Genomic DNA, 22,949 nt, shown 5'->3' with positions numbered 1-22,949 from the left:
GGGGGCGTCATGCCCGTCATATCCGATCCTTCGGAGTTCAACGAGTCCGACCTCTACGTCGACCTGCGGGCGGCGCTGGAGCTACCGCTGTTCCTGAAGTGCGAGGGCTTCAACTTCGCCGGGTCCATCAAGCTCAAGGCGGCCCGCGAGATGGTGAACGCCGCCGAGCGCGACGGCACCCTGCGGCCCGGGTCGATCCTGGTCGAGTCGTCGTCGGGGAACCTGGGGGTGGCCCTGAGCGTGATCGCGGCGAGCCGGGGCTACCGGTTCCTGTGCGTGACCGACACCCGGTGCAACGCGGTGACGATCCGGCTGATGGAGGCACTCGGCACCCGGGTGCACGTCGTCATGGAGCCGAACCTGCACGACGGATACCTGGGCGCCCGGCTCGCCTATGTGCGCGCGCTGTGCGCCTCGGACGAGCGGTACGTGTGGCTCAACCAGTACAGCAACCAGGGGAACTGGCGGGCGCACTACCGCACCACCGCGCCGGACATCGCGCGCCGCTTCCCCGACCTGGACGTCCTGTTCGTCGGGGCCGGCACCACCGGGACCCTGATGGGCTGCGCCCGCTGGTTCTGGCAGTGGCGGCGCCCGGTGCGGATCGTTGCCGTCGACAGCGTCGGCTCGGTCACCTTCGGCGGGCCGCCCGGCGTCCGGATGATCCCGGGACTCGGCACCAGCGTGCCGCCGCAGCTGCTCGACAGGTCGTACATCGACGACGTGGTGCTCGTCGAGGAGCCGGACACCCTCCAGGCCTGCCGCCGGCTGGCCGCCCGGGGCTTCCTGTTCGGCGGCTCCACCGGCACGGTCGTCAGCGGCGCCCAGCAGTGGCTGTCCGCCCACGGCCGACGGGGCCTCACCGCGGTCGCGATCGCCCCGGACCTCGGCGAGCGCTATCTCGACACCGTGTACCGGCCGGGCTGGCCGCACGGCGTCCCCGAGGCGGACCCGGTGCACGAGCCGGCGGAGGTGATGGCCCACCTCGCCTGAGAGCCCGCCCCTCCACACAGCGCCCGGCCCGCCCCACCCGGCGACCGGGCGCCACGTCCACGCGGTAACGGGCGCGCGCACCCTGCGACCGGGCGTCGGCGTCGCGGGGTGACCGGCGCACACACCCCGCGACCGGGCACCCCCTCCGCGAGCCAACCGACGCACACACCCCCCACCGCCCGGCACCACCTCCCCGCGACACGACCGACGCACACCTCCGGCCTCCCGGCAGCCACCCGACCCGCGCACCCCCGACGACCAGCCACCACACCCACCGGACCCCCGCGCACACACCCGCCAACCGCGCACCACTTCCGCGAAGTGCCCGGCACACACACCCCGCGGCCGGGCGGCGGCGTCGTGAGGTGACCGGTGCGGTGCCCCGGGGTACTTTCGCAGGCATGGCAGGCACCACGCACACCGTGACCAACCAGCCCCCACCCCTGACCGGCTACGACGTCTACCGCGCCGACCGCGCCCTCACGGCGGCCGTCGAACGGCATCTCGACCCGGCCCTGCTCGACGAGGTCCACGGCGAGCTGTCGGCACTCGGCCGGGCCTGCGGCTCCGCGCAGGTGCAGGAGTGGGGCGCCCAGGCCAACGACAACCCGCCCCGGCTGCGGACCCACGACCGCCACGGCCACCGGATCGACGAGGTCGAGTTCCATCCGGCCTGGCACCGGGTTCTCGGCAAGGGCGTCGCCGCGGGCCTGACCGCCGCCTGGGCCCGCCCCGGCGGACATGTGCGCCGGGCGGCCGCGTTCCTGTTGTGGACGCAGGTCGACGCCGGCAACTGCTGCCCGCTGTCGATGACCCACGCGGCGGTGCCCGCCCTGCGCACCGACCCGGATCTCGCCGCCGAGTGGGAGCCCCGTCTCACCTCCATGGTCTACGACCGCGAACTGCGGCCCGCCCACCTGAAGGCGGGGGCGCTGTTCGGGATGGGCATGACGGAGAAGCAGGGCGGCAGCGACGTCCGGGCGAACACGACGTCCGCGCGGCAGCTGCCCGACGGCGAGACCTACGAGCTGACCGGCCACAAGTGGTTCTGCTCGGCCCCCATGTCGGACAGCTTCCTGGTCCTCGCGCAGGCCCCGGGCGGACTCACCTGCCTGCTCGTCCCCCGCGTCCTGGCGGACGGCACCCGCAACACGTTTCTCCTCCAGCGCCTCAAGGACAAGCTCGGCAACCGCTCCAACGCCTCCGCGGAGGTCGAGTTCGACGGAACCTGGGCCCGCCGTGTGGGCGACGAGGGGGACGGGGTCCGTACCATCATCGAGATGGTCGCGGCGACCCGCCTCGACTGCGCCCTGGGCTCGGCGGGCCTGATGCGCCAGGCCGTGGCCCAGGCGATCCACCACTGCACCCACCGCGAGGCCTTCGGCGGCAAGCTCGTCGACAAGCCGCTGATGCGCAACGTCCTGGCCGACCTGGCCCTGGAGTCCGAAGCCGCGACCACCCTCGCCCTGCGTCTGGCGGCCGCCCACGACACGGGCGGCGAACAGGAGCGCGCGTTCCTGAGGATCGCGGTCCCGGCGGCGAAGTACTGGATCACCAAGCGCTGCACGCCCCTCGTCACGGAGGCCGCCGAATGCCTGGGCGGCAACGGCTACGTGGAGGAGTCGGGCCTGCCCCGCCTGGTCCGCGAGTCACCGCTGAACTCGGTCTGGGAGGGCGCGGGCAACGTGCAGGCGCTGGACGTCGTACGGGCCCTGCGCCGGGAACCCCAGGCCCTGAACGCCTACCTCCTGGAGATCGGCGAGTCCCGGGGCGCCGACCGTCGCCTGGACGCGGCGACGAAGGACCTCTTCACCGAACTGGCCGATCTGGACGGCATCGAGGGTCGTGCCCGCCGCGTGACGGAACGCCTCGCGCTGGTCCTGCAGGGTTCCCTGCTCGTCCGCCACGCGCCCCCCGAGGTGGCCGACGCGTTCTGCGCGTCCCGCCTGGGCAGCGACGCGGGAACGGCCTTCGGCACACTGCCGACGAGCCTCGACCTGACGAGCGTGGTGGACCGGGCCGGGCCACAGGCCTGAACCCGACAGGTGCGCGGGGAACTGCGCGACCGGCCCGTACCGGCATCACGGGGGCGACCCCTGCCACGGGAGAGAACGGGGGTGGTGCTGCGCCGACACGGCACCACCCCCGTTGCGGCCCTCGGAGGCCGAAACACGCCGCTGCGAGACGGCGTTGGCCCAATTTTCAACCAGTGTGGGGCCCACCACCAGGGTTGCAGGGGGTTGCAACTTCCTGGCGTCTGTGGGCGGACGGTGCTCCTTCCTCGTAGACGACCGGCACTATGAGACGGACAGTCAATGGACCGGAGAACGGGAGGACCTGTGCCGCTCTCGCCGACACACGTGACCCAGCTTGCCGCCGTGGACTCGGCGCGCGCGGCCCGGGTACTGAGCGAGGTCCGCTCCGCCACGTTGTCCGGCCGGCGCGCACCGTTGGCCCCGCGCCCCGTGATCGAGGAGTCCTGGAGTCGCATGCGGCGCGGTGGCGTCGACCCCGACCACGATTTCCGGTCAGGGTTGTTGCCTCCCGAGGAGGTGCAGCGGCGCCGGGAGGGCACCCAGCTCCGGCAGATCCTGCCGGTGCTGCGGGAGGGGCTGCTGTCGGTCGCGGACGTCGCCCACCACATCATGGTGGTCGCCGACGAGGACGGCCGGGTGCTGTGGCGGGAGGGCAGCTCCCCCGTGCTGCGCAAGGCCGACGGCACCGGCTTCGAACTCGGCGCCGACTGGCGGGAGGACGTCGTCGGCACGAACGGCATCGGCACCCCGGCCGTGGTGCGCCGCCCCGTCCAGGTCTTCGCCTCCGAGCACTTCGTGCGTTCGCAGACCTCATGGACCTGTACCGGCGCCCCCATCAAGGATCCCCGGGACGGCCGCCTGATCGGCGTGGTCGACGTGAGCGGGCCGCTGGAGACGATGCACCCGGCGACGCTCTCCTGGGTGGACTCGGTGGCCAAGCTCGCCGAGTCGCGGCTGCGTGAACTGCATCTGACCTCACTGGAGCAACTGCGCGCCGTGGCGGCGCCCGTGCTCGCGCGGCTCGCCGGGCGGGCCGTGGTGGTGGACCGGGACGGCTGGACGGCGGCGGTGACCGGAATGCCGTATGCACACCGGATCGCGCTGCCCAAGTCGCTGTCGCCGGGCCGCCGGTGGCTGCCGGCGCTCGGGCTGTGCACGCTGGAGCCGCTGGGAGGCGGCTGGTTGGTGCGGGCCGCCGACCAGCCGGAGCCGCCCGGCGTCAGCCGTATCGTCCTCGATCTCGCCCATCCGCGCCGCTGGACGGTGACGGTGTCGGGCGGCGCGGGCACCTGGAGTCACGAACTGAGTCCTCGGCACGCCGAGTTGCTGTATCTGCTGGCCCTGCACCGTTCGGGGCGCAGTGCGGCGGGCCTGGCCGAGGACATGTTCGGCGATCCGGCCCGTACGGTGACCGTTCGCGCGGAGATGTCCCGAGTGCGGCGCTATCTCGGGGCGTTCCTGGAACATCGGCCGTATCGTTTCTGCGAGGACGCCGAGGTCGAGGTGCTGCTGCCGGGCCGCCCGGCCGACCTGCTGCCGCACTCCACGGCCCCCGCCGTGCTCGGCTCCCGTGCCTCCGAAGGGGCGAACTGAGCACCCCGAGTGTGCGACTTCCGCATAATTGCAGGGTCTTCGTCCCCATCGGCCCTCCACTGCCGTAGCATCCCCTACGGGTCACCCCACCTGCTCCTCGGTCAACGTACGGATCATCAGGCGCAGTTGGCCCGCCTCGGGAGGACGTTATGAAGCATCGTGGCAGACACCGCAGGCGCAGGCGGGGCCAGGCGCTGCGAGCCTTCCTGGCCGGGACCGCCCTCGCGCTGACCGGCGCCGCCACCATGATCAGTGCCTCGCAGGCCACGGTGGCCGCCAACCCCGGGACCCTGAAGCCGCTCACCTCGGCCGCGGAGACCGCCCCGCTGCGACTGAAGGAGACCCGGGTCCCGGAGCGCTCCCTGGACCGGCTCTCCTCCTCGATGGGACGTCCCGTCGGAGTCTCCGCCGTCCTCGACTCCGCCGACCGGAGCCTGCGGGACGCGATCGGCTGTACGGCCGACGAGCGCCGGGCACTGCCCGTGGCGCCTTCGGCCACCGCCGCGTACTGCTGGGACGCCGCCGACACCCGGTCCTGGCGGGCAGGCGCGGTCACCACCTCGGGGGACGCCGACGACGACGGCCTGTGGGGCGCCAACCGCGTGATCCTCTCCGCGTGGAGCCGCACCGGCACCGCGGAACAGGGCGGGGGCCTGGCCCGGGTCGCCTTCGTCGACGCCAACGACCTGAACCGGCTCACCTACTCCTGGGTGCTCCTCGCCGTCCCGGTCGACGGCGGGCGCGACTACCGCGGCCTCGTCTCCCAGATCACCGGCATGGTCTGGTACGAGAACAAACTGCTGGTGACCGCGAGCGGCCACGGCGGCGACGCGCTGTACGTCTACGACATGAACCGCATCCAGCGGGCCACCGTCCACAGCGGCGCGGTCGGCAGGGTGCGCGGCGGCTGGTCGGCGCACGGCGAGCAGTGGGTCCTGCCCGCCGTCGGCTCCTACCGCCTGACCGGCGGGGCGGGCGCGACCCGCCCCGACTACCTCTCCCTGGACCGCAGCACCGTCCCGGACAGCCTGGTCGCGAGCGAGTGGACCTCCAAGGACGACGACGCGAGCGCCCGGCTGTGGCGCTACGACTACAGCAGCGACCCCGGCCGCTCGGGACTGCTGGCCACCGACGCCGGCGGGTACGCGCGCGTGGCCGAGGCCTACACCTCCAAGGCGTCCGGCTCCGGGCCCGCCCTGTCGTACGACTCGCAGTGGTATCTGAGCCGCCCCGCCGTCACCGAGGGCGACCACGGCACCCTGTGGCGTCAGAACACCTCGGAGCCCGCGAAGGCCACCCGCTGCGGCGCGGACGAGTCACGGAGCTGCTGGAGCGGGGAGTCGGAGTCCCTGTCGTACTGGGAACAGACGGGTGACGTGTGGTCCCAGTCGGGCCGGGCCCTGTTCGCGCTGCCCCTGGGTTCGATCGAGAAGTCGCTCGGCTGACGAGGGCGCGCGGGGCCGTGTCCATCTGCGGCCCTGTCGCGTGGGCGTGGCCGGTCACGGCTGCGGGCACGCGATCGACAGACCGGCCGCCCGGATGATTCCCTGACCGGCATGCCCAACATCGCCGTGACCACCTGGTCCCTGGAACAGACCGCCCCGACCGATCTCCTGCCCGCCGAGGTCCCGCAGGGCGAGATCCGGATCGTCCGTGCCGAGGTGCCCTCCCCCGAGTTCAGCCGCTACCTCTACGCGTCGGTCGGCGGTGACATCCTCTGGACCGACCGGCTCTCGTGGACGTACGCGCAGTGGCAGCGGCATCTGGAGCGTCCCGGCGTGGAGACCTGGGTGGCGTACGACCACGGCACCCCCGCCGGTTACGTCGAACTCGGCCCGCAGGACGACGGTGTCGTGGAGATCGAGTACTTCGGCCTGATCCCGGCGTTCCGCGGCAGGCGGATCGGCGGCCACCTCCTCTCGTACGGCACCGCCCGCGCCTGGGACCTCGCGACCCGCTGGCCGGGTGTGCCGGAAACCAAGCGGGTCTGGCTGCATACATGCAGCAAGGACGGTGAGCACGCGATGGGCAACTACCTGCGCCGCGGCTTCCAGCTCTTCGACACCAAGGTCGAGGAGGAGCCCGAGGTGCCCACGCCGGGCCCCTGGCCTGGGGCTTACCCAGTCTGACCTGCGGGAACAAGAGGGCTCGCGATCTTTGTGACCAACGACACCATCGTCTTGCCTGTCGAGACAAGGGTGTCCACATGGCGGATAAAGCTGGACTGTGTCCAGAACGCCGTGACACGCTTCCGTCATGTCTGGAACTGGAATTGCCTTGGTGAGTCGGCGGCACGTCGATCTCGGCCGCATGTCCAGCGCCATCTGTCCGGTGCGCTGACGAGCCGCAGCGTCACCCGGCACATCCTCTCGTTCTCCTCCCCGCGCAATGTCGCGCAGGTACACCCATGCGCCCGTACGCGCAGGTAAGAGCCGCTTCCCGCCTGTCCCGAAGGACGTACAACGATGGCCGCCACCCCGCAGAACCCTGCCGCCGCAGCGCCCCGCCGCAAGGTGAGCCGTCACCGCGGTGAGGGTCAGTGGGCCGCGGGGCACCACACCCCGCTGAACGGCAACGAGCAGTTCAAGAAGGACGACGACGGTCTCAACGTGCGGACACGCATTGAGACGATCTACTCCAAGCGGGGCTTCGACTCGATCGACCCCAACGACCTGCGCGGCCGAATGCGCTGGTGGGGGCTGTACACCCAGCGCAAGCCCGGGATCGACGGCGGCAAGACCGCGATCCTGGAGCCGGAGGAGCTGGACGACAAGTACTTCATGCTGCGGGTGCGGATCGACGGCGGACGCCTCACCACCCAGCAGCTGCGGGTGATCGGCGAGATCTCGCAGGAGTTCGCGCGCGGCAGCGCGGACGTCACCGACCGGCAGAACATCCAGCTGCACTGGATCCGCATCGAGGACGTCCCGGAGATCTGGAACCGGCTGGAGGCGGTCGGCCTTTCCACCACCGAGGCCTGCGGCGACTGCCCGCGTGTCGTCATCGGCTCGCCGGTCGCCGGGATCGCCGAGGACGAGATCATCGACGGCACCTGGGCCATCGACGAGATCCACGAGCGGTACATCGGCAGCAAGGAGTTCTCCAACCTGCCGCGCAAGTTCAAGACGGCGATCTCAGGATCCCCGCTCCTCGACGTGGTCCACGAGATCAACGACATCGCCTTCGTCGGCGTCGAGCACCCCGAGCACGGCCCCGGTTTCGACCTGTGGGTCGGCGGCGGCCTGTCCACCAACCCCAAGCTCGGTGTCCGGCTCGGCGCCTGGGTGCCGCTGGACGAGGTGCCCGAGGTGTGGGCCGGTGTGGTCGGCATCTTCCGGGACTGGGGCTACCGGCGGCTGCGGACCCGCGCCCGTCTGAAGTTCCTCGTCGCCGACTGGGGCCCGGAGAAGTTCCGCCAGGTCCTTGAGGACGACTACCTGAAGCGCAAGCTGACCGACGGCCCCGCGCCCGCCGAGCCCTCGGGCCGCTGGCGCGACCACGTCGGGGTGCACCGCCAGAAGGACGGCCGCTACTACGTCGGTTTCGCCCCGCGCGTCGGCCGCGTCGACGGCGCCACGCTCACGAAGATCGCCGAGGTCGCGGAGGCGCACGGCTCGGGCCGGGTCCGGACCACCGTCGAGCAGAAGATGATCGTCCTCGATGTCGAGGAGGCGCAGGTCCAGCCGCTGGTGGAAGCCCTGGAGGCGCTGGACCTGACGGCCAGGCCCTCGTCCTTCCGGCGCGGCACCATGGCCTGCACCGGCATCGAGTACTGCAAGCTCGCCATCGTCGAGACCAAGGCGCGCGGCTCCCAGCTGATCGACGAACTGGAGCGCCGCGTCCCGGACTTCGACGAGCCGCTCACCATCAACCTCAACGGCTGCCCGAACGCCTGCGCCCGTATCCAGGTGGCGGACATCGGTCTCAAGGGCCAGCTGGTCCTCAACGACCGGGGCGAGCAGGTCGAGGGCTACCAGGTGCACCTGGGCGGCGCGCTCGGCCTGGAGGCCGGGTTCGGCCGCAAGGTGCGCGGCCTGAAGGTCACCTCCGAGGAACTGCCCGACTACGTCGAGCGCGTCCTGAAGCGGTTCCAGGCCGAGCGCGAGGAGGGCGAGCGGTTCGCCGCCTGGGCCTCCCGCGCGTCCGAGGAGGCCCTGTCGTGAGCGAGCGGGCCGCCCCCTTCTACTGCCCCTACTGCGGCGACGAGGACCTGCGTCCCAGCGAGCAGGGCCACGGCGCCTGGGAATGCGCGGCGTGCAACCGCGCATTCCAGTTGAAGTTCCTCGGGCTGCTCGCCCGGGGCCTTCAGCCCACCGACGCAGGGGGAGATCAGATATGACCGCGATCCAGGAAGAGCGCACGACCGACGACCTCAAGGCGCTCGCCGAGCAGGCGGGCCGCGACCTGGAGGACGCCTCCGCGCCGGAGATCCTCCAGTGGGCCGTCGACACCTTCGGCAAGAGCTTCTGTGTGACCTCCTCGATGGAGGACGCGGTGGTCGCCCACCTCGCCTCCCGGGCCCGCAAGGGCGTGGACGTCGTCTTCCTCGACACCGGCTACCACTTCGAGGAGACCATCGGCACCCGGGACGCGGTCGAGGCGGTGATGGACGTCAACGTCATCACGCTGTCGCCGACGCGGACGGTCGCCGAGCAGGACGCCGAGTTCGGACCGAAACTGCACGACCGCGACCCCGACCTGTGCTGCAGGATGCGCAAGGTCGAGCCGCTGGAGCGGGGCCTGAAGGACTACGTGGCCTGGGCGACCGGGCTGCGCCGCGACGAGTCCCCGACCCGCGCGAACACCCCGGTCGTCGGCTGGGACGAGAAGCGCCGGAAGGTCAAGATCTCCCCGATCGCCCGCTGGACCCAGGACGACGTGGACGCGTACGTCACCGAACACGGCGTTCTCACCAACCCGCTGCTGATGGACGGCTACGCGTCCGTCGGCTGCGCCCCCTGCACCCGTCGCGTCCTGGAGGGCGAGGACGCGCGCGCCGGCCGCTGGGCCGGGCGGTCCAAGACCGAGTGCGGGCTGCACTGATGACCACCACTGACAAGGAGTCGCACGTGACGACCGGAGCCACCGTCTGGCTCACGGGTCTGCCGAGTGCCGGCAAGACCACCATCGCGTACGAGCTGGCAGGCCGGCTGCGCGAGGAGGGCCACCTCGTCGAGGTGCTCGACGGCGACGAGATCCGCGAGTTCATCTCGGCGGGCCTCGGCTTCAGCCGCGAGGACCGGCACACCAACGTGCAGCGCATCGGCTTCCTCGCCGAACTGCTCGCCCGCAACGGCGTCAAGACCCTGGTCCCGGTCATCGCGCCCTACGCCGACAGCCGCGAGGCCGTCCGCAAGCGCCACCAGGAGAGCGGCACCGGGTATCTGGAGGTCCATGTGGCGACTCCGGTCGAGGTGTGCTCCGTACGCGATGTGAAGGGCCTGTACGCCAAGCAGGCCGCGGGCGAGCTGTCCGGGCTGACCGGCGTCGACGACCCGTACGAGGAGCCCGAGTCGCCCGATCTGCGGATCGAGTCGCAGAACCAGACCGTCCAGGAGTCCGCAGCGGCGGTCCACGCGCTGCTCACCGAGAGGGGACTGGCATGACGACCGTTGCCACGGCGGCGGAGGGTACGGACGCCCCGTACACCCTGTCCCACCTGGACGCCCTCGAATCGGAGGCGGTGCACATCTTCCGTGAGGTGGCGGGTGAGTTCGAGCGGCCGGTGATCCTGTTCTCCGGCGGCAAGGACTCCATCGTCATGCTGCACCTGGCCCTGAAGGCGTTCGCCCCGGCGGCCGTTCCCTTCTCCCTGCTGCACGTGGACACCGGGCACAACTTCCCCGAGGTCCTGGAGTACCGCGACCGCGCGGTCGCCAAGCACAGTCTGCGCCTCCATGTGGCCTCCGTACAGGACTACATCGACCGCGGTGTGCTCAAGGAACGCCCCGACGGCACCCGCAACCCGCTCCAGACCCTCCCGCTCACCGAGAAGATCCAGGCGGAGAAGTTCGACGCCGTCTTCGGCGGCGGCCGCCGCGACGAGGAGAAGGCCCGCGCCAAGGAACGCGTCTTCTCCCTGCGCGACGAGTTCTCCCAGTGGGACCCCCGCCGCCAGCGCCCCGAGCTGTGGAACCTGTACAACGGCCGCCACGCGCCCGGCGAACACGTCCGCGTCTTCCCCCTGTCCAACTGGACCGAGCTGGACGTGTGGCAGTACATCGCCCGCGAGGACATCGAGCTCCCCGACATCTACTTCGCGCACGAGCGTGAGGTGTTCGCACGCGGCGGCATGTGGCTGACCGCCGGCGAGTGGGGCGGACCCAAGGCCGGCGAGAGCGTCGAGAAGCGGCAGGTCCGGTACCGCACCGTCGGTGACATGTCCTGCACGGGGGCCGTCGACTCCGACGCCGTGACGCTGGAGCAGGTCATCGCCGAGATCGCCGCCTCCCGGCTCACCGAGCGCGGCGCCACCCGCGCCGACGACAAGATGTCCGAGGCCGCGATGGAAGACCGCAAGCGCGAGGGGTACTTCTAGCCATGAGCACCACCATCACGGAACTCGGCCTCACCGAGACGACCCTCCTGCGGTTCGCCACCGCCGGCTCCGTCGACGACGGAAAATCGACCCTCGTCGGCCGCCTGCTGCACGACTCCAAGTCGATCCTCACCGACCAGCTGGAAGCCGTCGAGCGGGTGTCGGCCTCACGCGGCCAGGAGGCCCCCGACCTGGCGCTGCTCACCGACGGCCTGCGCGCGGAGCGCGAACAGGGCATCACCATCGACGTGGCGTACCGCTACTTCGCCACGCCCCGGCGCCGTTTCATCCTCGCCGACACGCCCGGACATGTTCAGTACACCCGCAACATGGTGACGGGTGCCTCGACGGCCGAGCTGACCGTGATCCTCATCGACGCCCGCAACGGAGTCGTCGAGCAGACCCGTCGGCACGCGGCCCTCGCGGCGCTGCTGCGGGTGCCGCACGTGGTGCTCGCCGTCAACAAGATGGACCTGGTCGACTACCGGGAGCCCGTGTTCGCCGCGATCGCCGAGGAGTTCACGGCGTACGCCCTGGAGCTGGGCGTCCCGGAGGTCACCGCGATCCCGATCTCCGCGCTCGCCGGGGACAACGTGGTGGAGCCGTCCGCCAACATGGACTGGTACGGCGGCCCCACCGTCCTGGAGCACCTGGAGACGGTCCCGGTCACCCACGACCTGAGTCACTGCCACGCGCGTCTTCCCGTGCAGTACGTGATCCGGCCGCAGACCGCCGACCACCCCGACTACCGGGGCTACGCGGGCCAGATCGCCGCCGGTTCCTTCCACGTCGGCGAGCAGATCACCGTGCTGCCGTCGGGCCGTTCCACGAAGATCGCCGCCATCGACCTGCTCGGCGAGCCGGTCGACGTGGCCTGGACGACACAGTCGGTGACGATCCTCCTGGAGGACGACATCGACATCTCGCGCGGCGACCTGCTCGTGCCCAGCAAGGACGCGCCGCCGACCACCCAGGACATCGAGGCCACGGTGTGCCACGTCGCGGACGCCCCGCTGACCGTCGGCCACCGGGTGCTGCTCAAGCACGGCACCCGTACGGTCAAGGCGATCGTCAAGGACATCCCGTCCCGTCTCACGCTCGACGACCTGTCCCTGCACCCGCACCCGGGACAGCTCGTCGCCAACGACATCGGCCGCGTGAAGATCCGCACCGCGGAGCCGCTGCCCGTCGACTCCTACTCGGACTCGCGTCGCACCGGCTCGTTCATCCTGATCGACCCGAACGACGGCACCACGCTCACCGCGGGCATGGTCGGCGAGTCGTTCGCGTCCCCGGAGCCCGTCAAGGTCGAGTCCGAGGACGACGGGTGGGACTTCTGACATGAACTCCACCGACTACTTCTCCACGTTCGCGAAAGAGGGCGGCCGCGTAGGCAGCGGCGCGCTCGGCAGCGGGCAGGGCGGGGTGGCGCGATGTGTGCGCTGACGTACGCGCACCGCTTGCGCGCCCTGTCCCCCCACAGCCGTAGACGCAGACCTGCCGACCTCCCGGCCACGACCTGAGAGACCGTGACCGCCGGGCCTCCGAGAGGAACACCTCCCGTGCCTGCTTCATCCGCTCTTCGCCGCACCTTCGCGGTCATCGCCGCGCTCCCTCTGCTGACCCTTGCCGCGTGCGGTTACGGCTCCGATGCCAAGGACGACAGCTCCGCCAAGGTCGCCGCCGGGGCGAAGAAGATCGACGGTCTCGACTCCGTCAAGATCGGCTACTTCGGCAACCTGACCCACGGCACCGCGCTCGTGGGCGTCAACAAGGGCTTCTTCCAGAAGGAACTGGGCGCCACCAAGGCCTCCTACGCGACCTTCAACGCGGGTCCGTCCGAGATCGAGGCGCTCAACTCCAAGTCGATCGACATCGGCTGGATCGGTCCGTCCCCGTCGATCAACGGTTACGTCAAGTCGGGCGGCAAGAGCCTGAAGATCATCGGCGGTTCGGCGTCCGGTGGTGTGAAGCTGGTCGTCAACCCGGACAAGATCAAGTCCCTCAAGGACATCAAGGGCAAGAAGATCGCGACGCCGCAGCTGGGCAACACCCAGGACGTGGCGTTCCTCAACTGGATCGCCGACCAGGGCTGGAAGGTCGACGCGCAGAGCGGCAAGGGTGACGTCACGGTCGTCCGCACGGACAACAAGATCACCCCGGACGCCTACAAGTCCGGTTCCATCGACGGCGCCTGGGTGCCGGAGCCGACCGCGTCCAAGCTGGTCGCCGAGGGCGGCAAGGTGCTGCTCGACGAGGCGTCGCTGTGGCCGGACAAAAAATTCGTGATCACGAACATCATCGTGCGGCAGGACTTCCTCAAGGAGCACCCGAAGGCGGTCGAGGCCGTCCTGAAGGCGTCGGTCGAGGCCAACAAGTGGATCAACGCCAACCCTGACGAGGCGAAGGCCGCGGCGAACAAGCAGTTGGAGGCGGACTCCGGCAAGGCGCTCAAGCCCGCGGTCCTGGACCCGGCCTGGAAGTCGATCCAGTTCACCAACGACCCGCTGGCCGCCACGCTCAACACCGAGGCGGAGCACGCGGTCAAGGCCGGTCTGCTGAAGAAGCCGGACCTGAGCGGGATCTACGACCTCACGATCCTCAACAAGGTCCTCAAGGCCGACGGTGAGTCCACGGTCGACGCCGCCGGTCTCGGCACCAGCTGACCCCGGTCCCCGATGAGTTCCCAGGAGGTGACGACCATGGCTACGACCACAACGCTCGCCAAGGCCGACGAGTCCGTCGAGTACGCCGCCCGCCTTGAGCACGTCTCGAAGTCCTTCGCGGGACCGGGCGGGCAGCAGCTCGTCCTGGACGACATCACCATCGATGTCGCGCCGGGCGAGTTCGTCACCCTCCTGGGAGCTTCGGGCTGCGGCAAGTCCACGCTGCTGAACCTGGTGGCGGGGCTCGACGGACCGACCGCCGGCTCCATCACGACAGAGGGCCGCCCCGCCCTGATGTTCCAGGAGCACGCCCTCTTCCCGTGGCTGACCGCAGGCAAGAACATCGAACTCGCCCTGAAACTCAGGGGAGTTCCCAAGCCCGATCGGCGCGGCAAGGCCGAGGAGCTGCTCGAACTGGTGCGGCTGAAGGGCGCGTACGGCAAGCGCGTCCACGAACTGTCGGGCGGTATGCGCCAGCGGGTGGCTCTGGCCCGCGCGCTGGGGCAGGAGAGCAACCTGCTGCTGATGGACGAGCCGTTCGCGGCGCTCGACGCCATCACGCGGGACGTGCTGCACGACGAGATCACCCGGATCTGGGAAGAGACCGGAATCTCCGTCCTGTTCGTCACGCACAACGTGCGCGAGGCGGTGCGGCTCGCGCAGCGCGTGATCCTGCTGTCCTCCCGCCCCGGCCGGATCGCGCGCGAGTGGACGGTCGACATCCCGCAGCCGCGTCGTATCGAGGACGCGCCCGTGGCCGAACTGGCCCGTGAGATCACCGAAGAACTGCGTGGGGAGATCCGCCGTCATGGCCAGCACTGACACGACACCGGCCCAGGACGCCGGAAGCGTAGAGGCGGGCCTCGACGCGCTGGAGACCCACGCCACCGGCCGCCCCACCCTCCGCCAGACCTTCGTCGGCAAGATCCTGCCGCCGGTCATCGCGCTCGCGGTGGTCCTCGTGGTCTGGTCACTGCTGTACCCGGTCGTCGACGACCCCTCCAAGCTGCCCTCGCCGGCGGCCGTGGGCTCCACCTTCAAGGACGCCTGGCTCGCGGGCGACCTGCTCGGCTACATCTGGACCAGCGTCTCGCGCGGCCTGCTCGGCTTCTTCTTCGCCCTGCTCATCGGCACCCCGCTGGGCCTGATCGTGGCCCGGGTGAAGTTCATCCGGGCGGCCATCGGCCCGATCCTGTCCGGTCTGCAGTCGCTGCCGTCGGTGGCGTGGGTGCCGCCGGCCGTGATCTGGCTGGGCCTGAACAACTCCATGATGTACGCGGTGATCCTGCTCGGCGCGGTCCCCTCCATCGCCAACGGCCTGGTGTCCGGTGTCGACCAGATCCCCCCGTTGTTCCTGCGGGCCGGCCGCACGATGGGGGCCACGGGCATCCAGGGCATCTGGCACGTCACGCTGCCCGCCTCGTTGCCCGGTTATGTCGCGGGTCTCAAGCAGGGCTGGGCGTTCTCCTGGCGCTCACTGATGGCCGCGGAGATCATCGCCCAGTTCCCCGACCTGGGCGTGGGCCTCGGCCAACTCCTGGAGAACGGCCGCACCAACAGCGACATGGCCATGGTCTTCGAGGCCATCCTGCTCATCCTGTTCGTCGGCATCGCCATCGACCTGCTGATCTTCAGCCCGCTGGAGCGGTGGGTGCTGCGCAGCCGTGGCCTGCTGGTGAAGAGCTGAGTCCATGAAGCCCGTTCTCCTGGTCATCGCTCACGGCAGCCGCGATGCGCGGCACGCCGCGACGGTGCACGCCCTCGTCCGCCGGGTGCGCTCGCTGCGCCCGGACGTACGGGTGGAGACAGGCTTCCTGGACTTCAACATCCCGTCCGTTCAGGGTGTGTTGGAGTCCCTGGCGGCGGAGGGCGTTCGTGACGTCGTGGCGCTGCCGCTGCTGTTGACGCGCGCCTTCCACGCCAAGGCCGACATCCCCGCGGTGCTGCGGGACGCGCCGCCACAGCTGCGGATCCGGCAGGCGGAGGTGCTCGGCCCGTCCCCGCTGCTGCTGTCGGCGCTCGAACGGCGGTTGTACGAGGCGGGGTTGACGCCCGCCGACAAGTCCTCGACCGGGGTCGTGCTGGCCGCGGCGGGGTCCACCGACCCGGAGGCGATCGCAGTGATCGCTGACATCGCGCGGGAGTGGCGGCACACCGGTTGGTGCGCCGTGCGGCCTGCGTTCGCCTCCGCGGCTCTGCCCCGCACCGAGGACGCGGTGCGGGAACTGCGGGACCTGGGCTGTGCGAAGGTCGCGGTCGCGCCGTACGTCCTGGCCCCCGGCTTCCTGCCCGACCGCATCGCGCGGGGAGCGGCCGAGGCTGATGTCCTGGCCGAGGTGCTCGGGGCGGCTCCGGAGGTGGCGCGTGTGGTGCTGCACCGATACGACTCCGCGTCGGCGCGGGTGCTGTTGTCGGTGAGCGCGTAGGGCCTCAGCCCGCGCCGCAGGCCAGGTCGGCCAGCCGTACGAGTTCCCCCCAGGGCATCGAGCCGGCCTCCCTGCGCTCCCGGGCGAAGGTGTTGGCCAGGCGTTGGAGCAGTTCGTTCAGGGGCGTCGGTACGCCGTGCAGGCGGCCGAGCAGCACGATCTCGCCGTTGAGGTAGTCGGCCTCGATGGTGCCGGTGCCGCGGGTGAGGGACTGCCAGGAGGAGCCGCCGCCGCGCGGAGTGCCGGCCGGCGGCACGAGGTCGACCTTGTGGCCGCGCACGGCCCGCTGTTCCGCCGCGCTCGCGTAGGCGATCCCGGCGGCGTCGAGGACGGCCGCGCCCTCGGCCCGTACCCGGCCGACGAACCTCAGCGCCTCCTCGCCCTCGACGGGACCGGTGACGGCTTCCACGGCGTTGGCGAGGTTGGACAGCAGCTTGGCGTACTGCCAGCGCGCGAGGTCCGGCACGACCGGTGCCTCGAACGGCGCCTTCTCCAGGTCGGCGGCGATCCGCCGGGCGGTCTCGTCCGTTCCGTGCGGGTACACGCCCAGGTGGAGGATGCCGGTGAGCGGGCTGCCCGCGGCGGAGACGGCGCCGGGTTCCACGAAGGTCGCCGGCAGCCAGACGCAGACGCCGTACACGTGCCGGAAGCGGCGCAGGGCGATCCGCTGTCCCTCCACGCCGTTCTGCGCGCACAGCAGCGGCAGTCGCCCGGCCGCCGTGCCGCCGCCCTCGACCGGGACCGGTCCCCAGGTGTCCAGGGCGCCTTCCGTGTCCTGGGTCTTCACGGCGAGGACGAGCACGTCGTCGGCGCGCAGTACGCCGAGCCCGGCCGGTCCGTCCACGACCGGCAGCCGGTACGTGAACGCTCCGTCCGGCACCCGCAGTCGCAGTCCGCCGTCCCGCAGCGCCGCGTGGTGGGCGCCGCGCGCGACCAGCACGACCTCGTGTCCGGCCCCGGCGAGCCGCCCGCCGACGGCCCCGCCGACCGCCCCTGCCCCGATGATGACGTAGCGCATGGGACGAGCCTCGCACAGCGGTGTTGACCTTGTCCCTGGGGCAGGGTCGAGGGTCCTCGGCATGGACACCTACCTGGCGCACACGCCGTACAGCGACCCGGGGAACCCGGATGTCAGCGGGTTGCCGCGTGATCCCGGTGAACTCGCCCGTCTCGTACGGGGGTTGATCATTCACCGCGGGGAGGGCGAGCGCCTGCGGCACGAGATCGCACGGGAGTGGCTGCACCACGACGCCGAGTCGCGGTACGTCAGCGAAATCCTGCGGATCCTGCGCGAGCGCTCGAACCGGCCGCTCACCCGACCCCGGGAGTACGGCGAGCGGTTCGTCGGTACGTGCCGTGACTTCGCCCTGCTGCATGTCTCGCTGCTGCGGACGACGGGCACCCCGGCACGGGTGCGCGGCGGCTTCGCCACGTACCTGGTCGACGGCTTCCACGAGGATCACTGGGTCACCGAGTACCGGCTGCCGGACGGCAGTTGGCGGCTGGCCGACCCGCAGGTGCTGCACCCGGCCTACGATCCGGACTTCGATCCGCTGGATGTGCCGCGGGACCGGTTCGTCGTCGCGGGGGACGCCTGGCGGGCCTGCCGGGAGGGACGGGCCGATCCCCTGACGTTCGGGGTCAGCTGGCTCCACCGGATCAGGGGTCTCTGGTACGTCCGGTCGGCCGTCCTGCACGACCTGGCCGCCCTGAACGGCGTCGAGGTCCTGCCGTGGGACGGCTGGGGTCCCGAGATCCTCGACGACGCCTCCCTGACCGGGGAACAGTGCGCACTGATCGACGCGGTCGCCCGGGCGGACGACGAGCGGGGGCGGCTGTACGCGGACCCACGCCTGGCGGTGCCGGACGCGGTGACCTCGTACACCGCCCACAACGGCGTACGGCGGGTCACGCTGTGAACGGCGTCCCCTGGTGGAAGTAGACCAGCCAACCGCTCCGCGTGAGCCGCCACAGCGAACTGCGGTGCGTGCGGCGGCCGTTGTGCTCGGTGTCGAAGGTGAGGTGGACCAGACCGGGCGCGAGCTCGACCCCCTTCATCTCTGACACCGCGATCGGCCCGGCGCCCGTATCCGTCTCGTCGGCGAGGGCGGCGATGATCGACGCCCGGTCCCAGTGCCGGCCCGACGCGCCGAACTCATGGAACTCCGGGTGCAGCAGCGCGCCCACCAGCTCGGGCGAGGACCGCACTTCGGGGTCGAGCAGCCTCAACTCCCGTTCCACGGCGGCGGCTACGGCCGGGCCGGGGTCAGGCACCGGTCATCTCCACCAGCTTGACGACGGTGTTCCAGTTGCGGCTCGTGGCGATCAAGCCCTTGTTCAAGCGGGGCTTGGCCAGCTGCTCGGCGAGCTTGGAGCGGCCGAGGCCGTCCGGGGCGTACAGGTACAGGGCGCGGTCGCCGAGGCGGAACTCCTCCGGGAGGTGGGCGGCCCGGTCGATCTCGGCGAAGCGGTCCGCGTCGACGGGTGCCGAGAAGTAGGTGACGTGGAGCTGTCTGCCCTCCAGCTCGGCGGCCGGGAACGGGCAGTCCTCGACGATCGCCTTCAGGTAGGTGTGGTCGCGGACGATCACGTCGACCGCGAAGCCGAACCGCTCCTCGATCGCGGCCGCGAGCTCGGCGGTCAGGGTCTCCTCGTCACCGTGGTCGCTGGTGAACACCGCCTGGCCGCTCTGGAGGTAGCTGCGCACTCCGTCGTGACCGAGGCCTTCCATCAGCGCCCGCAGGTCGGCCATGGGGACCTTCCTGTTGCCGCCGACGTTGATTCCGCGCAGCAGCGCCGCATAGGTCGTCGTCATCCGCTCACCATAGGTCGGCTCCGGCGCGCACCCCGACCGCCTCCCCGCAGAAGGTCCGTTAGATGTAAGGGTCATGGTCCTCCCCAGTGCGGAGGGCGCGCGGTCCCTTGGGAGGAGTCCGCGGTCCTCGCACTTCACCGGAGAGCACGACGAGACGCGCTTATCCGCCCCATACCTTCGAAACGAAAGGTGACGGCAGGGGGCTGTCACCGCTCACGAGGGGGCAAGCCCATCATGGGGAACGGAGATACACGGGTGCGGGGCCTGGCCGCCCGGGCCGGCGGCTGGAGCGCGCGGCACCGATGGGCTGCCGTCGGCATCTGGGTGCTGTTCGTCGTCCTGGCGATGGGGCTCGGCTCGGCGGCGGGCCGGGTCGACGTCAAGGACAGCGATCAGCTGAAGGGTGAGACCCACACCGCCGCGAAGATCATCGAGGACGCCGGGATCGACGAGCCCGCCAGTGAGTCGGTGCTGATCCAGGCCGAGGACGCGGGCGGCAAGGCGACCGACGCCGACTTCAGGGCCGCCGTCACGGCGGTCGTCGAGGCGGTGGAGGGCACCGGCAAGGTCGCGGACGTGACCTCTCCGTACGACACGGGCACGATCTCGAAGGACGGCCGCAGCGCGCTCGTGCAGTTCGACATGCGCGGCGAGGCGGACACCGCGGGTGACCGGGTGGAGCCGGTGCTGAAGGCCGTCGAGGGGGTGCAGAAGGAGCACGAGTCGCTGCGGATCGAGGAGATCGGCGGCGCCAGCATGTCGAAGACGTTCGCCGACGCGTTCGGGGACGACTTCGAGAAGGCCGAGCTCTCCGCGGTGCCGGTGGCTCTCGGCATCCTGCTCATCGCCTTCGGTGCCGCGGTCGCGGCCCTGCTGCCGGTCCTGCTGGCCGTCACCGCGATCATGGCGACGATGGGTCTGATGGGCATCGTCAGCCATGTCATGCCGATGAGCGACACCGCCAACTCCGTGATGCTGCTGGTCGGTCTGGCCGTGGGCGTCGACTACTGCCTGTTCTATCTGCGCCGTGAACGTGAGGAACGGCAGGCCGGGCGGGACCCGCAGACCGCCCTGCGGATCGCCGCCGCCACCAGCGGCCGCGCGATCATCGTCTCGGGTGTCACGGTGTGCGTGGCGATGGCGGGCATGCTGTTCACCGGTCTCGCCGAGTTCGAGGCGATGGGCCTGGCCTCGCTGATGGTCGTGGCGGTCGCCATGGTCGGTTCCATCACCGTGCTGCCCGCGCTGCTCTCGCTGCTGGGCGAGCGGGTCGAGAAGGGCAAGATCCCCTTCCTGCACCCGGAGAGCCGGCTGCGCCGCAAGCGGGGTGGCAACCGGGAGAGCCGGTTCTGGACCGCCGTACTGAAGGGCGTCCTCGCGAAGCCCGTGATCTCGGTCGTGGTCGCGGCCGGTGCGCTGCTCGCCATCGCGGCTCCCGCGCTCGGCATGAAGACCCAGAACCTCACCCTGGACCAGCAGTTCGGCGACTCACTGCCCATCGTGCAGACGTACAACCGGGTCAACGACGCCTTCCCCGGCGGTTCCGCACCGGCCGAGGTGGTCGTCAAGGCGGCCAACATCAACGCTCCCGAAGTCACCGGCGCCCTCGCCGACTTCAAGGCGAAGGCGATCTCCTCGGGCGCCTCGCGCGGCCCGGTCGAGATCAAGCTGCACGACGCGCAGAACCTCGCATTCGTCTACGTCCCGCTGGTGGGCGGCTCCGACCTCGACAAGGCGGGCGCGAGCCTGGACAAGCTGCGCGACGAGGTGCGGCCGGCCACGCTCGGCAAGGTGGACGGCGTCGAGGCGCCGATCACCGGAGAGGTGGCCGGTTCCAAGGACTTCAACGACCAGTTGGGCGGAGCCGTCGTCCCCGTCTTCGCGTTCGTCGTGGTCTTCGCGTTCGGGCTGATGCTGCTGTCGTTCCGCTCCCTGACCGTCGCGATCACCTCGATCGTGCTCAACCTGCTGTCGGTGGGCGCCGCTTACGGCATCCTCGTCGCCGTCTTCCAGCACGGCTGGGGCGCGTCCCTGGTGGGCGCGGAGGGGGTCGGCGCCATCATCACCTGGCTGCCGCTGTTCCTCTTCGTGATCCTGTTCGGCCTGTCGATGGACTACCACGTGTTCGTCGTCTCGCGGATCCGTGAGGCGCACCTGCGGGGCCGCAGCACGAAGGACGCGATCCAGCACGGCGTGGTCACCACGGCCGGTGTCGTCACCAGTGCCGCCGTCATCATGGTCGCCGTGTTCGCGATCTTCGGGACGCTGTCCATGCAGTCCATGAAGCAGATGGGCGTGGGTCTGGCGGCCGCGGTGCTCATCGACGCGACGATCATCCGGGGTGTACTGCTCCCGGCGGTGATGGCACTGCTCGGCGAGCGCAACTGGTATCTGCCGAAGTGGCTGAACCGGCTGCCGGACTTCACCCACGACGAGGCCGCGGACGCCGTGGCGGTGCCCGTGGCGCGGGACGACGAGGGTGAGCGCGTGAAGGTCTGAACCCCCTTGTACTGAGGGCCCGTTGGTCACCGGGTAGCCAACGGGCCCTCACTCATGCGGGCAGTGCCGCCTCGATGAGGTCGGCCGCCCTGCGGGTGCCGCCCTCCCGGGCCGTCGCCGCCTGGATCTCCTTGAGTTTCCGGGCCACTTCGGGGTCGTCGACGAGGGCGAGGGCGGTCGCCCTGAGTGTTTCCGCGGTCGCCTCCTCGGTGTCGATCCGGCGTGCGACCCCGAGGGCCTCGAGCATGTCCGCGTTCCCGAACTGGTCCACGGCCTGCGGTACGGCGATCATCGGTGTGGCGGTCGCCAGTCCCTCCTGGCTGCCGCCCGCGCCGGCGTGCGTGACGAACAGGTCGGCCTGCCTGAGGATCGCCAACTGCGGTACCCAGGACCGCACTTCGACGTTGTCCGGTACGGCCCCGAGTTCGGCCGGGTCCACGTGCCTGCCGATCTGGAGCACGAGGTGCCAGCCGGGCAGGTCGCCGAACGCCTCGACGCACTCCCGGTAGAACTCCGGCCGCTTGGTGAAGGAGGAGCCGAGGGAGACGAGGGCCACCTTCTCCGCGGTGCCCGGCCGCTGCCAGTCCCCTTGCGCAGCGCGGTCACCCTGGCAGGCGCCGACGAAGGTGTACACGCTCTCGTCGACCCGGTCGGCGTTGGGCTGGAGCGCCTTCGGGATCAGGACGAGCGAGCGGTCGGGGCGGCCGGCGAAGGGGTCCGGGTGCAGGCCGACCACGTTCTCCTCCAACCAGCCCTGGAAACGCGCGTAGTAGGCCTGCCCGCGCTCGGTGCTCTTCGGCTCGGCCCACATCGGCTCGGCGACCTCCTCCTCGTAGCCCTCCCAGGCCACGAGGTTCGGCGAGAGGGAGATCGCCGGTACGCCCCAGCGGTGGGCGAGGACGCGGGCGGGGTATGCGGTGATGTCGTGCAGGACGAGGTCGGGCCGGTCCCCGTCGTACGCCTCGGCCAGTTGCGGCAGGGCCTGGATCGCGTCGGCGAGGAAGAGCTCGACGTGGTCGAGCAGTTCCGTGCCCCAGGCCGCCGGGTCGTCGTCGGGGCCGGGAAGCGTCGAGTTCCAGAGCTTCACCTCGGCCCCGGTCTCGGCGACCTTCTCGGCGAACAGGGGCGGAATGGCGTACGTGACCCGGTGGCCGCGCGCCACGAGCTCGCGGATCACCTCCAGGCTGGGGTTCACATGGCCGTGGGCGGCGATGGAGAACATGGCGATGTGCGAGCGAGTGGTCATGGCGAGAAGGCTATGCGAGACGAGACGTCTCGTACAATCTATTTCGAGGTGGCGCGAAGCGCACCTCAGGGGCGCGGGGCTGTGTCGATTTGCGGCTACCGCCGCGTGGGCGCGGCCGGCCCCCGCAAAGCCGCAGA

21 protein-coding genes and 1 pseudogene are annotated in these 22,949 nt (G+C 70.8%); 18 read left to right on the top strand and 4 right to left on the bottom strand.

Annotation, left to right across the window (positions count from 1 at the left end):
- Positions 1 to 9 precede the first annotated feature (9 nt).
- The 16 genes from sbnA (at position 10) to ACZ48Z_RS24420 (ending at position 16,252) form a co-directional block, all read left to right on the top strand.
- Positions 10 to 993 (top strand): 2,3-diaminopropionate biosynthesis protein SbnA, encoded by a 984-nt coding sequence (sbnA, locus tag ACZ48Z_RS24495; RefSeq protein ID WP_468738002.1) that lies wholly within the window; start codon positions 10 to 12, stop codon positions 991 to 993.
- Positions 994 to 1,394: 401 nt separating this feature from the next.
- On the top strand, positions 1,395 to 3,029 hold the full coding sequence (locus ACZ48Z_RS24490) for an acyl-CoA dehydrogenase family protein (RefSeq protein WP_468738001.1): 1,635 nt from the start codon (positions 1,395 to 1,397) through the stop codon (positions 3,027 to 3,029).
- A 303-nt stretch (positions 3,030 to 3,332) separates the two neighbouring features.
- Positions 3,333 to 4,622, top strand: coding sequence for a GAF domain-containing protein (locus ACZ48Z_RS24485; RefSeq protein ID WP_468738000.1), 1,290 nt, complete (start codon positions 3,333 to 3,335; stop codon positions 4,620 to 4,622).
- Between the two features lie 149 nt (positions 4,623 to 4,771).
- Positions 4,772 to 6,067 carry a hypothetical protein gene (locus ACZ48Z_RS24480; protein WP_468737999.1) on the top strand — a complete coding sequence of 432 codons (1,296 nt, stop codon included), beginning with the start codon at positions 4,772 to 4,774 and terminating at the stop codon, positions 6,065 to 6,067.
- A 111-nt stretch (positions 6,068 to 6,178) separates the two neighbouring features.
- Positions 6,179 to 6,751 (top strand): GNAT family N-acetyltransferase, encoded by a 573-nt coding sequence (locus ACZ48Z_RS24475; protein WP_468737998.1) that lies wholly within the window; start codon positions 6,179 to 6,181, stop codon positions 6,749 to 6,751.
- A 127-nt stretch (positions 6,752 to 6,878) separates the two neighbouring features.
- Complete coding sequence (locus ACZ48Z_RS24470; protein ID WP_349817346.1) at positions 6,879 to 6,962, top strand: putative leader peptide; 84 nt, start codon at positions 6,879 to 6,881, stop codon at positions 6,960 to 6,962.
- Positions 6,963 to 7,087: 125 nt separating this feature from the next.
- A complete protein-coding gene (locus tag ACZ48Z_RS24465; RefSeq protein ID WP_468737997.1) occupies positions 7,088 to 8,785 on the top strand; it encodes a nitrite/sulfite reductase in 1,698 nt (565 codons plus the stop codon).
- Complete coding sequence (locus ACZ48Z_RS24460) at positions 8,782 to 8,961, top strand: hypothetical protein (protein ID WP_468737996.1); 180 nt, start codon at positions 8,782 to 8,784, stop codon at positions 8,959 to 8,961. The genes ACZ48Z_RS24465 and ACZ48Z_RS24460 overlap by 4 nt, the downstream gene beginning before the upstream one ends.
- Positions 8,958 to 9,665: a phosphoadenylyl-sulfate reductase gene (locus tag ACZ48Z_RS24455; RefSeq protein ID WP_468737995.1), complete on the top strand. Its 708-nt coding sequence runs from the start codon at positions 8,958 to 8,960 to the stop codon at positions 9,663 to 9,665. Before ACZ48Z_RS24460 ends, ACZ48Z_RS24455 begins: the two co-directional genes overlap by 4 nt.
- A complete protein-coding gene (gene cysC, locus ACZ48Z_RS24450; RefSeq protein WP_468737994.1) occupies positions 9,665 to 10,228 on the top strand; it encodes an adenylyl-sulfate kinase in 564 nt (187 codons plus the stop codon). The genes ACZ48Z_RS24455 and cysC overlap by 1 nt, the downstream gene beginning before the upstream one ends.
- Positions 10,225 to 11,160 (top strand): sulfate adenylyltransferase subunit CysD, encoded by a 936-nt coding sequence (gene cysD / locus ACZ48Z_RS24445; RefSeq protein WP_468737993.1) that lies wholly within the window; start codon positions 10,225 to 10,227, stop codon positions 11,158 to 11,160. The genes cysC and cysD overlap by 4 nt, the downstream gene beginning before the upstream one ends.
- Positions 11,161 to 11,162: 2 nt before the next feature.
- The gene (locus ACZ48Z_RS24440; protein ID WP_468737992.1) at positions 11,163 to 12,500 is read left to right on the top strand and encodes a sulfate adenylyltransferase subunit 1; all 1,338 of its coding nucleotides are present in this window, start codon (positions 11,163 to 11,165) and stop codon (positions 12,498 to 12,500) included.
- A 222-nt stretch (positions 12,501 to 12,722) separates the two neighbouring features.
- A complete protein-coding gene (locus tag ACZ48Z_RS24435) occupies positions 12,723 to 13,826 on the top strand; it encodes an aliphatic sulfonate ABC transporter substrate-binding protein (protein ID WP_468737991.1) in 1,104 nt (367 codons plus the stop codon).
- A 12-nt stretch (positions 13,827 to 13,838) separates the two neighbouring features.
- Positions 13,839 to 14,648 carry an ABC transporter ATP-binding protein gene (locus tag ACZ48Z_RS24430; protein ID WP_468737990.1) on the top strand — a complete coding sequence of 270 codons (810 nt, stop codon included), beginning with the start codon at positions 13,839 to 13,841 and terminating at the stop codon, positions 14,646 to 14,648.
- The gene (locus tag ACZ48Z_RS24425; RefSeq protein ID WP_468737989.1) at positions 14,635 to 15,513 is read left to right on the top strand and encodes an ABC transporter permease; all 879 of its coding nucleotides are present in this window, start codon (positions 14,635 to 14,637) and stop codon (positions 15,511 to 15,513) included. The genes ACZ48Z_RS24430 and ACZ48Z_RS24425 overlap by 14 nt, the downstream gene beginning before the upstream one ends.
- Before the next feature lie 4 nt (positions 15,514 to 15,517).
- On the top strand, positions 15,518 to 16,252 hold the full coding sequence (locus ACZ48Z_RS24420) for a sirohydrochlorin chelatase (protein WP_468737988.1): 735 nt from the start codon (positions 15,518 to 15,520) through the stop codon (positions 16,250 to 16,252).
- Between the two features lie 4 nt (positions 16,253 to 16,256).
- Here the strand turns inward: ACZ48Z_RS24420 and ACZ48Z_RS24415 are convergent, their stop codons facing one another.
- Positions 16,257 to 17,270: a ketopantoate reductase family protein gene (locus tag ACZ48Z_RS24415; RefSeq protein ID WP_468737987.1), complete on the bottom strand. Its 1,014-nt coding sequence runs from the start codon at positions 17,268 to 17,270 to the stop codon at positions 16,257 to 16,259.
- A 61-nt stretch (positions 17,271 to 17,331) separates the two neighbouring features.
- Between ACZ48Z_RS24415 and ACZ48Z_RS24410 the strand changes: the two genes are divergently transcribed.
- Positions 17,332 to 18,171, top strand: a complete 840-nt coding sequence (locus ACZ48Z_RS24410) for a transglutaminase-like domain-containing protein (RefSeq protein WP_468737986.1) — start codon at positions 17,332 to 17,334, stop codon at positions 18,169 to 18,171.
- Here ACZ48Z_RS24410 and ACZ48Z_RS24405 read toward each other — a convergent pair.
- The gene (locus tag ACZ48Z_RS24405; RefSeq protein ID WP_468737985.1) at positions 18,161 to 18,526 is read right to left on the bottom strand and encodes a nuclear transport factor 2 family protein; all 366 of its coding nucleotides are present in this window, start codon (positions 18,524 to 18,526) and stop codon (positions 18,161 to 18,163) included. The genes ACZ48Z_RS24410 and ACZ48Z_RS24405 overlap by 11 nt on opposite strands.
- Positions 18,519 to 19,067 carry a DUF1697 domain-containing protein gene (locus ACZ48Z_RS24400; RefSeq protein WP_468737984.1) on the bottom strand — a complete coding sequence of 183 codons (549 nt, stop codon included), beginning with the start codon at positions 19,065 to 19,067 and terminating at the stop codon, positions 18,519 to 18,521. The genes ACZ48Z_RS24405 and ACZ48Z_RS24400 overlap by 8 nt, the downstream gene beginning before the upstream one ends.
- A 234-nt stretch (positions 19,068 to 19,301) precedes the next feature.
- Between ACZ48Z_RS24400 and ACZ48Z_RS24395 the strand changes: the two genes are divergently transcribed.
- Entirely contained in the window at positions 19,302 to 21,566 is a 2,265-nt protein-coding gene (locus ACZ48Z_RS24395) for an MMPL family transporter (RefSeq protein ID WP_468737983.1), read from the top strand.
- Between the two features lie 52 nt (positions 21,567 to 21,618).
- Here the strand turns inward: ACZ48Z_RS24395 and mgt are convergent.
- A pseudogene (mgt, locus tag ACZ48Z_RS24390) lies at positions 21,619 to 22,876 on the bottom strand (macrolide-inactivating glycosyltransferase).
- Between the last annotated feature and the right edge of the window lie 73 nt (positions 22,877 to 22,949).

The organism is Streptomyces sp. NPDC031225, from assembly GCF_055570355.1.
Note: the sequence above shows the minus strand (reverse complement) of the source record. Positions and strands in the feature narration are given on the sequence as shown.

What these genes read in the sequence shown, in the direction of transcription:
- ACZ48Z_RS24410 (WP_468737986.1), top strand. Translation starts at nt 17,332, where the DNA reads ATGGACACCTACCTGGCGCACACGCCGTACAGCGACCCGGGGAACCCG.
- ACZ48Z_RS24430 (WP_468737990.1), top strand. Translation starts at nt 13,839, where the DNA reads ATGAGTTCCCAGGAGGTGACGACCATGGCTACGACCACAACGCTCGCC.
- cysD (WP_468737993.1), top strand. Translation starts at nt 10,225, where the DNA reads ATGACGACCGTTGCCACGGCGGCGGAGGGTACGGACGCCCCGTACACC.
- sbnA (WP_468738002.1), top strand. Translation starts at nt 10, where the DNA reads ATGCCCGTCATATCCGATCCTTCGGAGTTCAACGAGTCCGACCTCTAC.
- ACZ48Z_RS24400 (WP_468737984.1), bottom strand. Translation starts at nt 19,067, where the DNA reads ATGACGACGACCTATGCGGCGCTGCTGCGCGGAATCAACGTCGGCGGC.
- ACZ48Z_RS24475 (WP_468737998.1), top strand. Translation starts at nt 6,179, where the DNA reads ATGCCCAACATCGCCGTGACCACCTGGTCCCTGGAACAGACCGCCCCG.
- ACZ48Z_RS24455 (WP_468737995.1), top strand. Translation starts at nt 8,958, where the DNA reads ATGACCGCGATCCAGGAAGAGCGCACGACCGACGACCTCAAGGCGCTC.
- ACZ48Z_RS24470 (WP_349817346.1), top strand. Translation starts at nt 6,879, where the DNA reads ATGTCTGGAACTGGAATTGCCTTGGTGAGTCGGCGGCACGTCGATCTC.
- ACZ48Z_RS24415 (WP_468737987.1), bottom strand. Translation starts at nt 17,270, where the DNA reads ATGCGCTACGTCATCATCGGGGCAGGGGCGGTCGGCGGGGCCGTCGGC.
- ACZ48Z_RS24440 (WP_468737992.1), top strand. Translation starts at nt 11,163, where the DNA reads ATGAGCACCACCATCACGGAACTCGGCCTCACCGAGACGACCCTCCTG.
- ACZ48Z_RS24420 (WP_468737988.1), top strand. Translation starts at nt 15,518, where the DNA reads ATGAAGCCCGTTCTCCTGGTCATCGCTCACGGCAGCCGCGATGCGCGG.
- ACZ48Z_RS24395 (WP_468737983.1), top strand. Translation starts at nt 19,302, where the DNA reads ATGGGGAACGGAGATACACGGGTGCGGGGCCTGGCCGCCCGGGCCGGC.
- ACZ48Z_RS24480 (WP_468737999.1), top strand. Translation starts at nt 4,772, where the DNA reads ATGAAGCATCGTGGCAGACACCGCAGGCGCAGGCGGGGCCAGGCGCTG.
- cysC (WP_468737994.1), top strand. Translation starts at nt 9,665, where the DNA reads ATGACCACCACTGACAAGGAGTCGCACGTGACGACCGGAGCCACCGTC.
- ACZ48Z_RS24425 (WP_468737989.1), top strand. Translation starts at nt 14,635, where the DNA reads ATGGCCAGCACTGACACGACACCGGCCCAGGACGCCGGAAGCGTAGAG.
- ACZ48Z_RS24465 (WP_468737997.1), top strand. Translation starts at nt 7,088, where the DNA reads ATGGCCGCCACCCCGCAGAACCCTGCCGCCGCAGCGCCCCGCCGCAAG.
- ACZ48Z_RS24490 (WP_468738001.1), top strand. Translation starts at nt 1,395, where the DNA reads ATGGCAGGCACCACGCACACCGTGACCAACCAGCCCCCACCCCTGACC.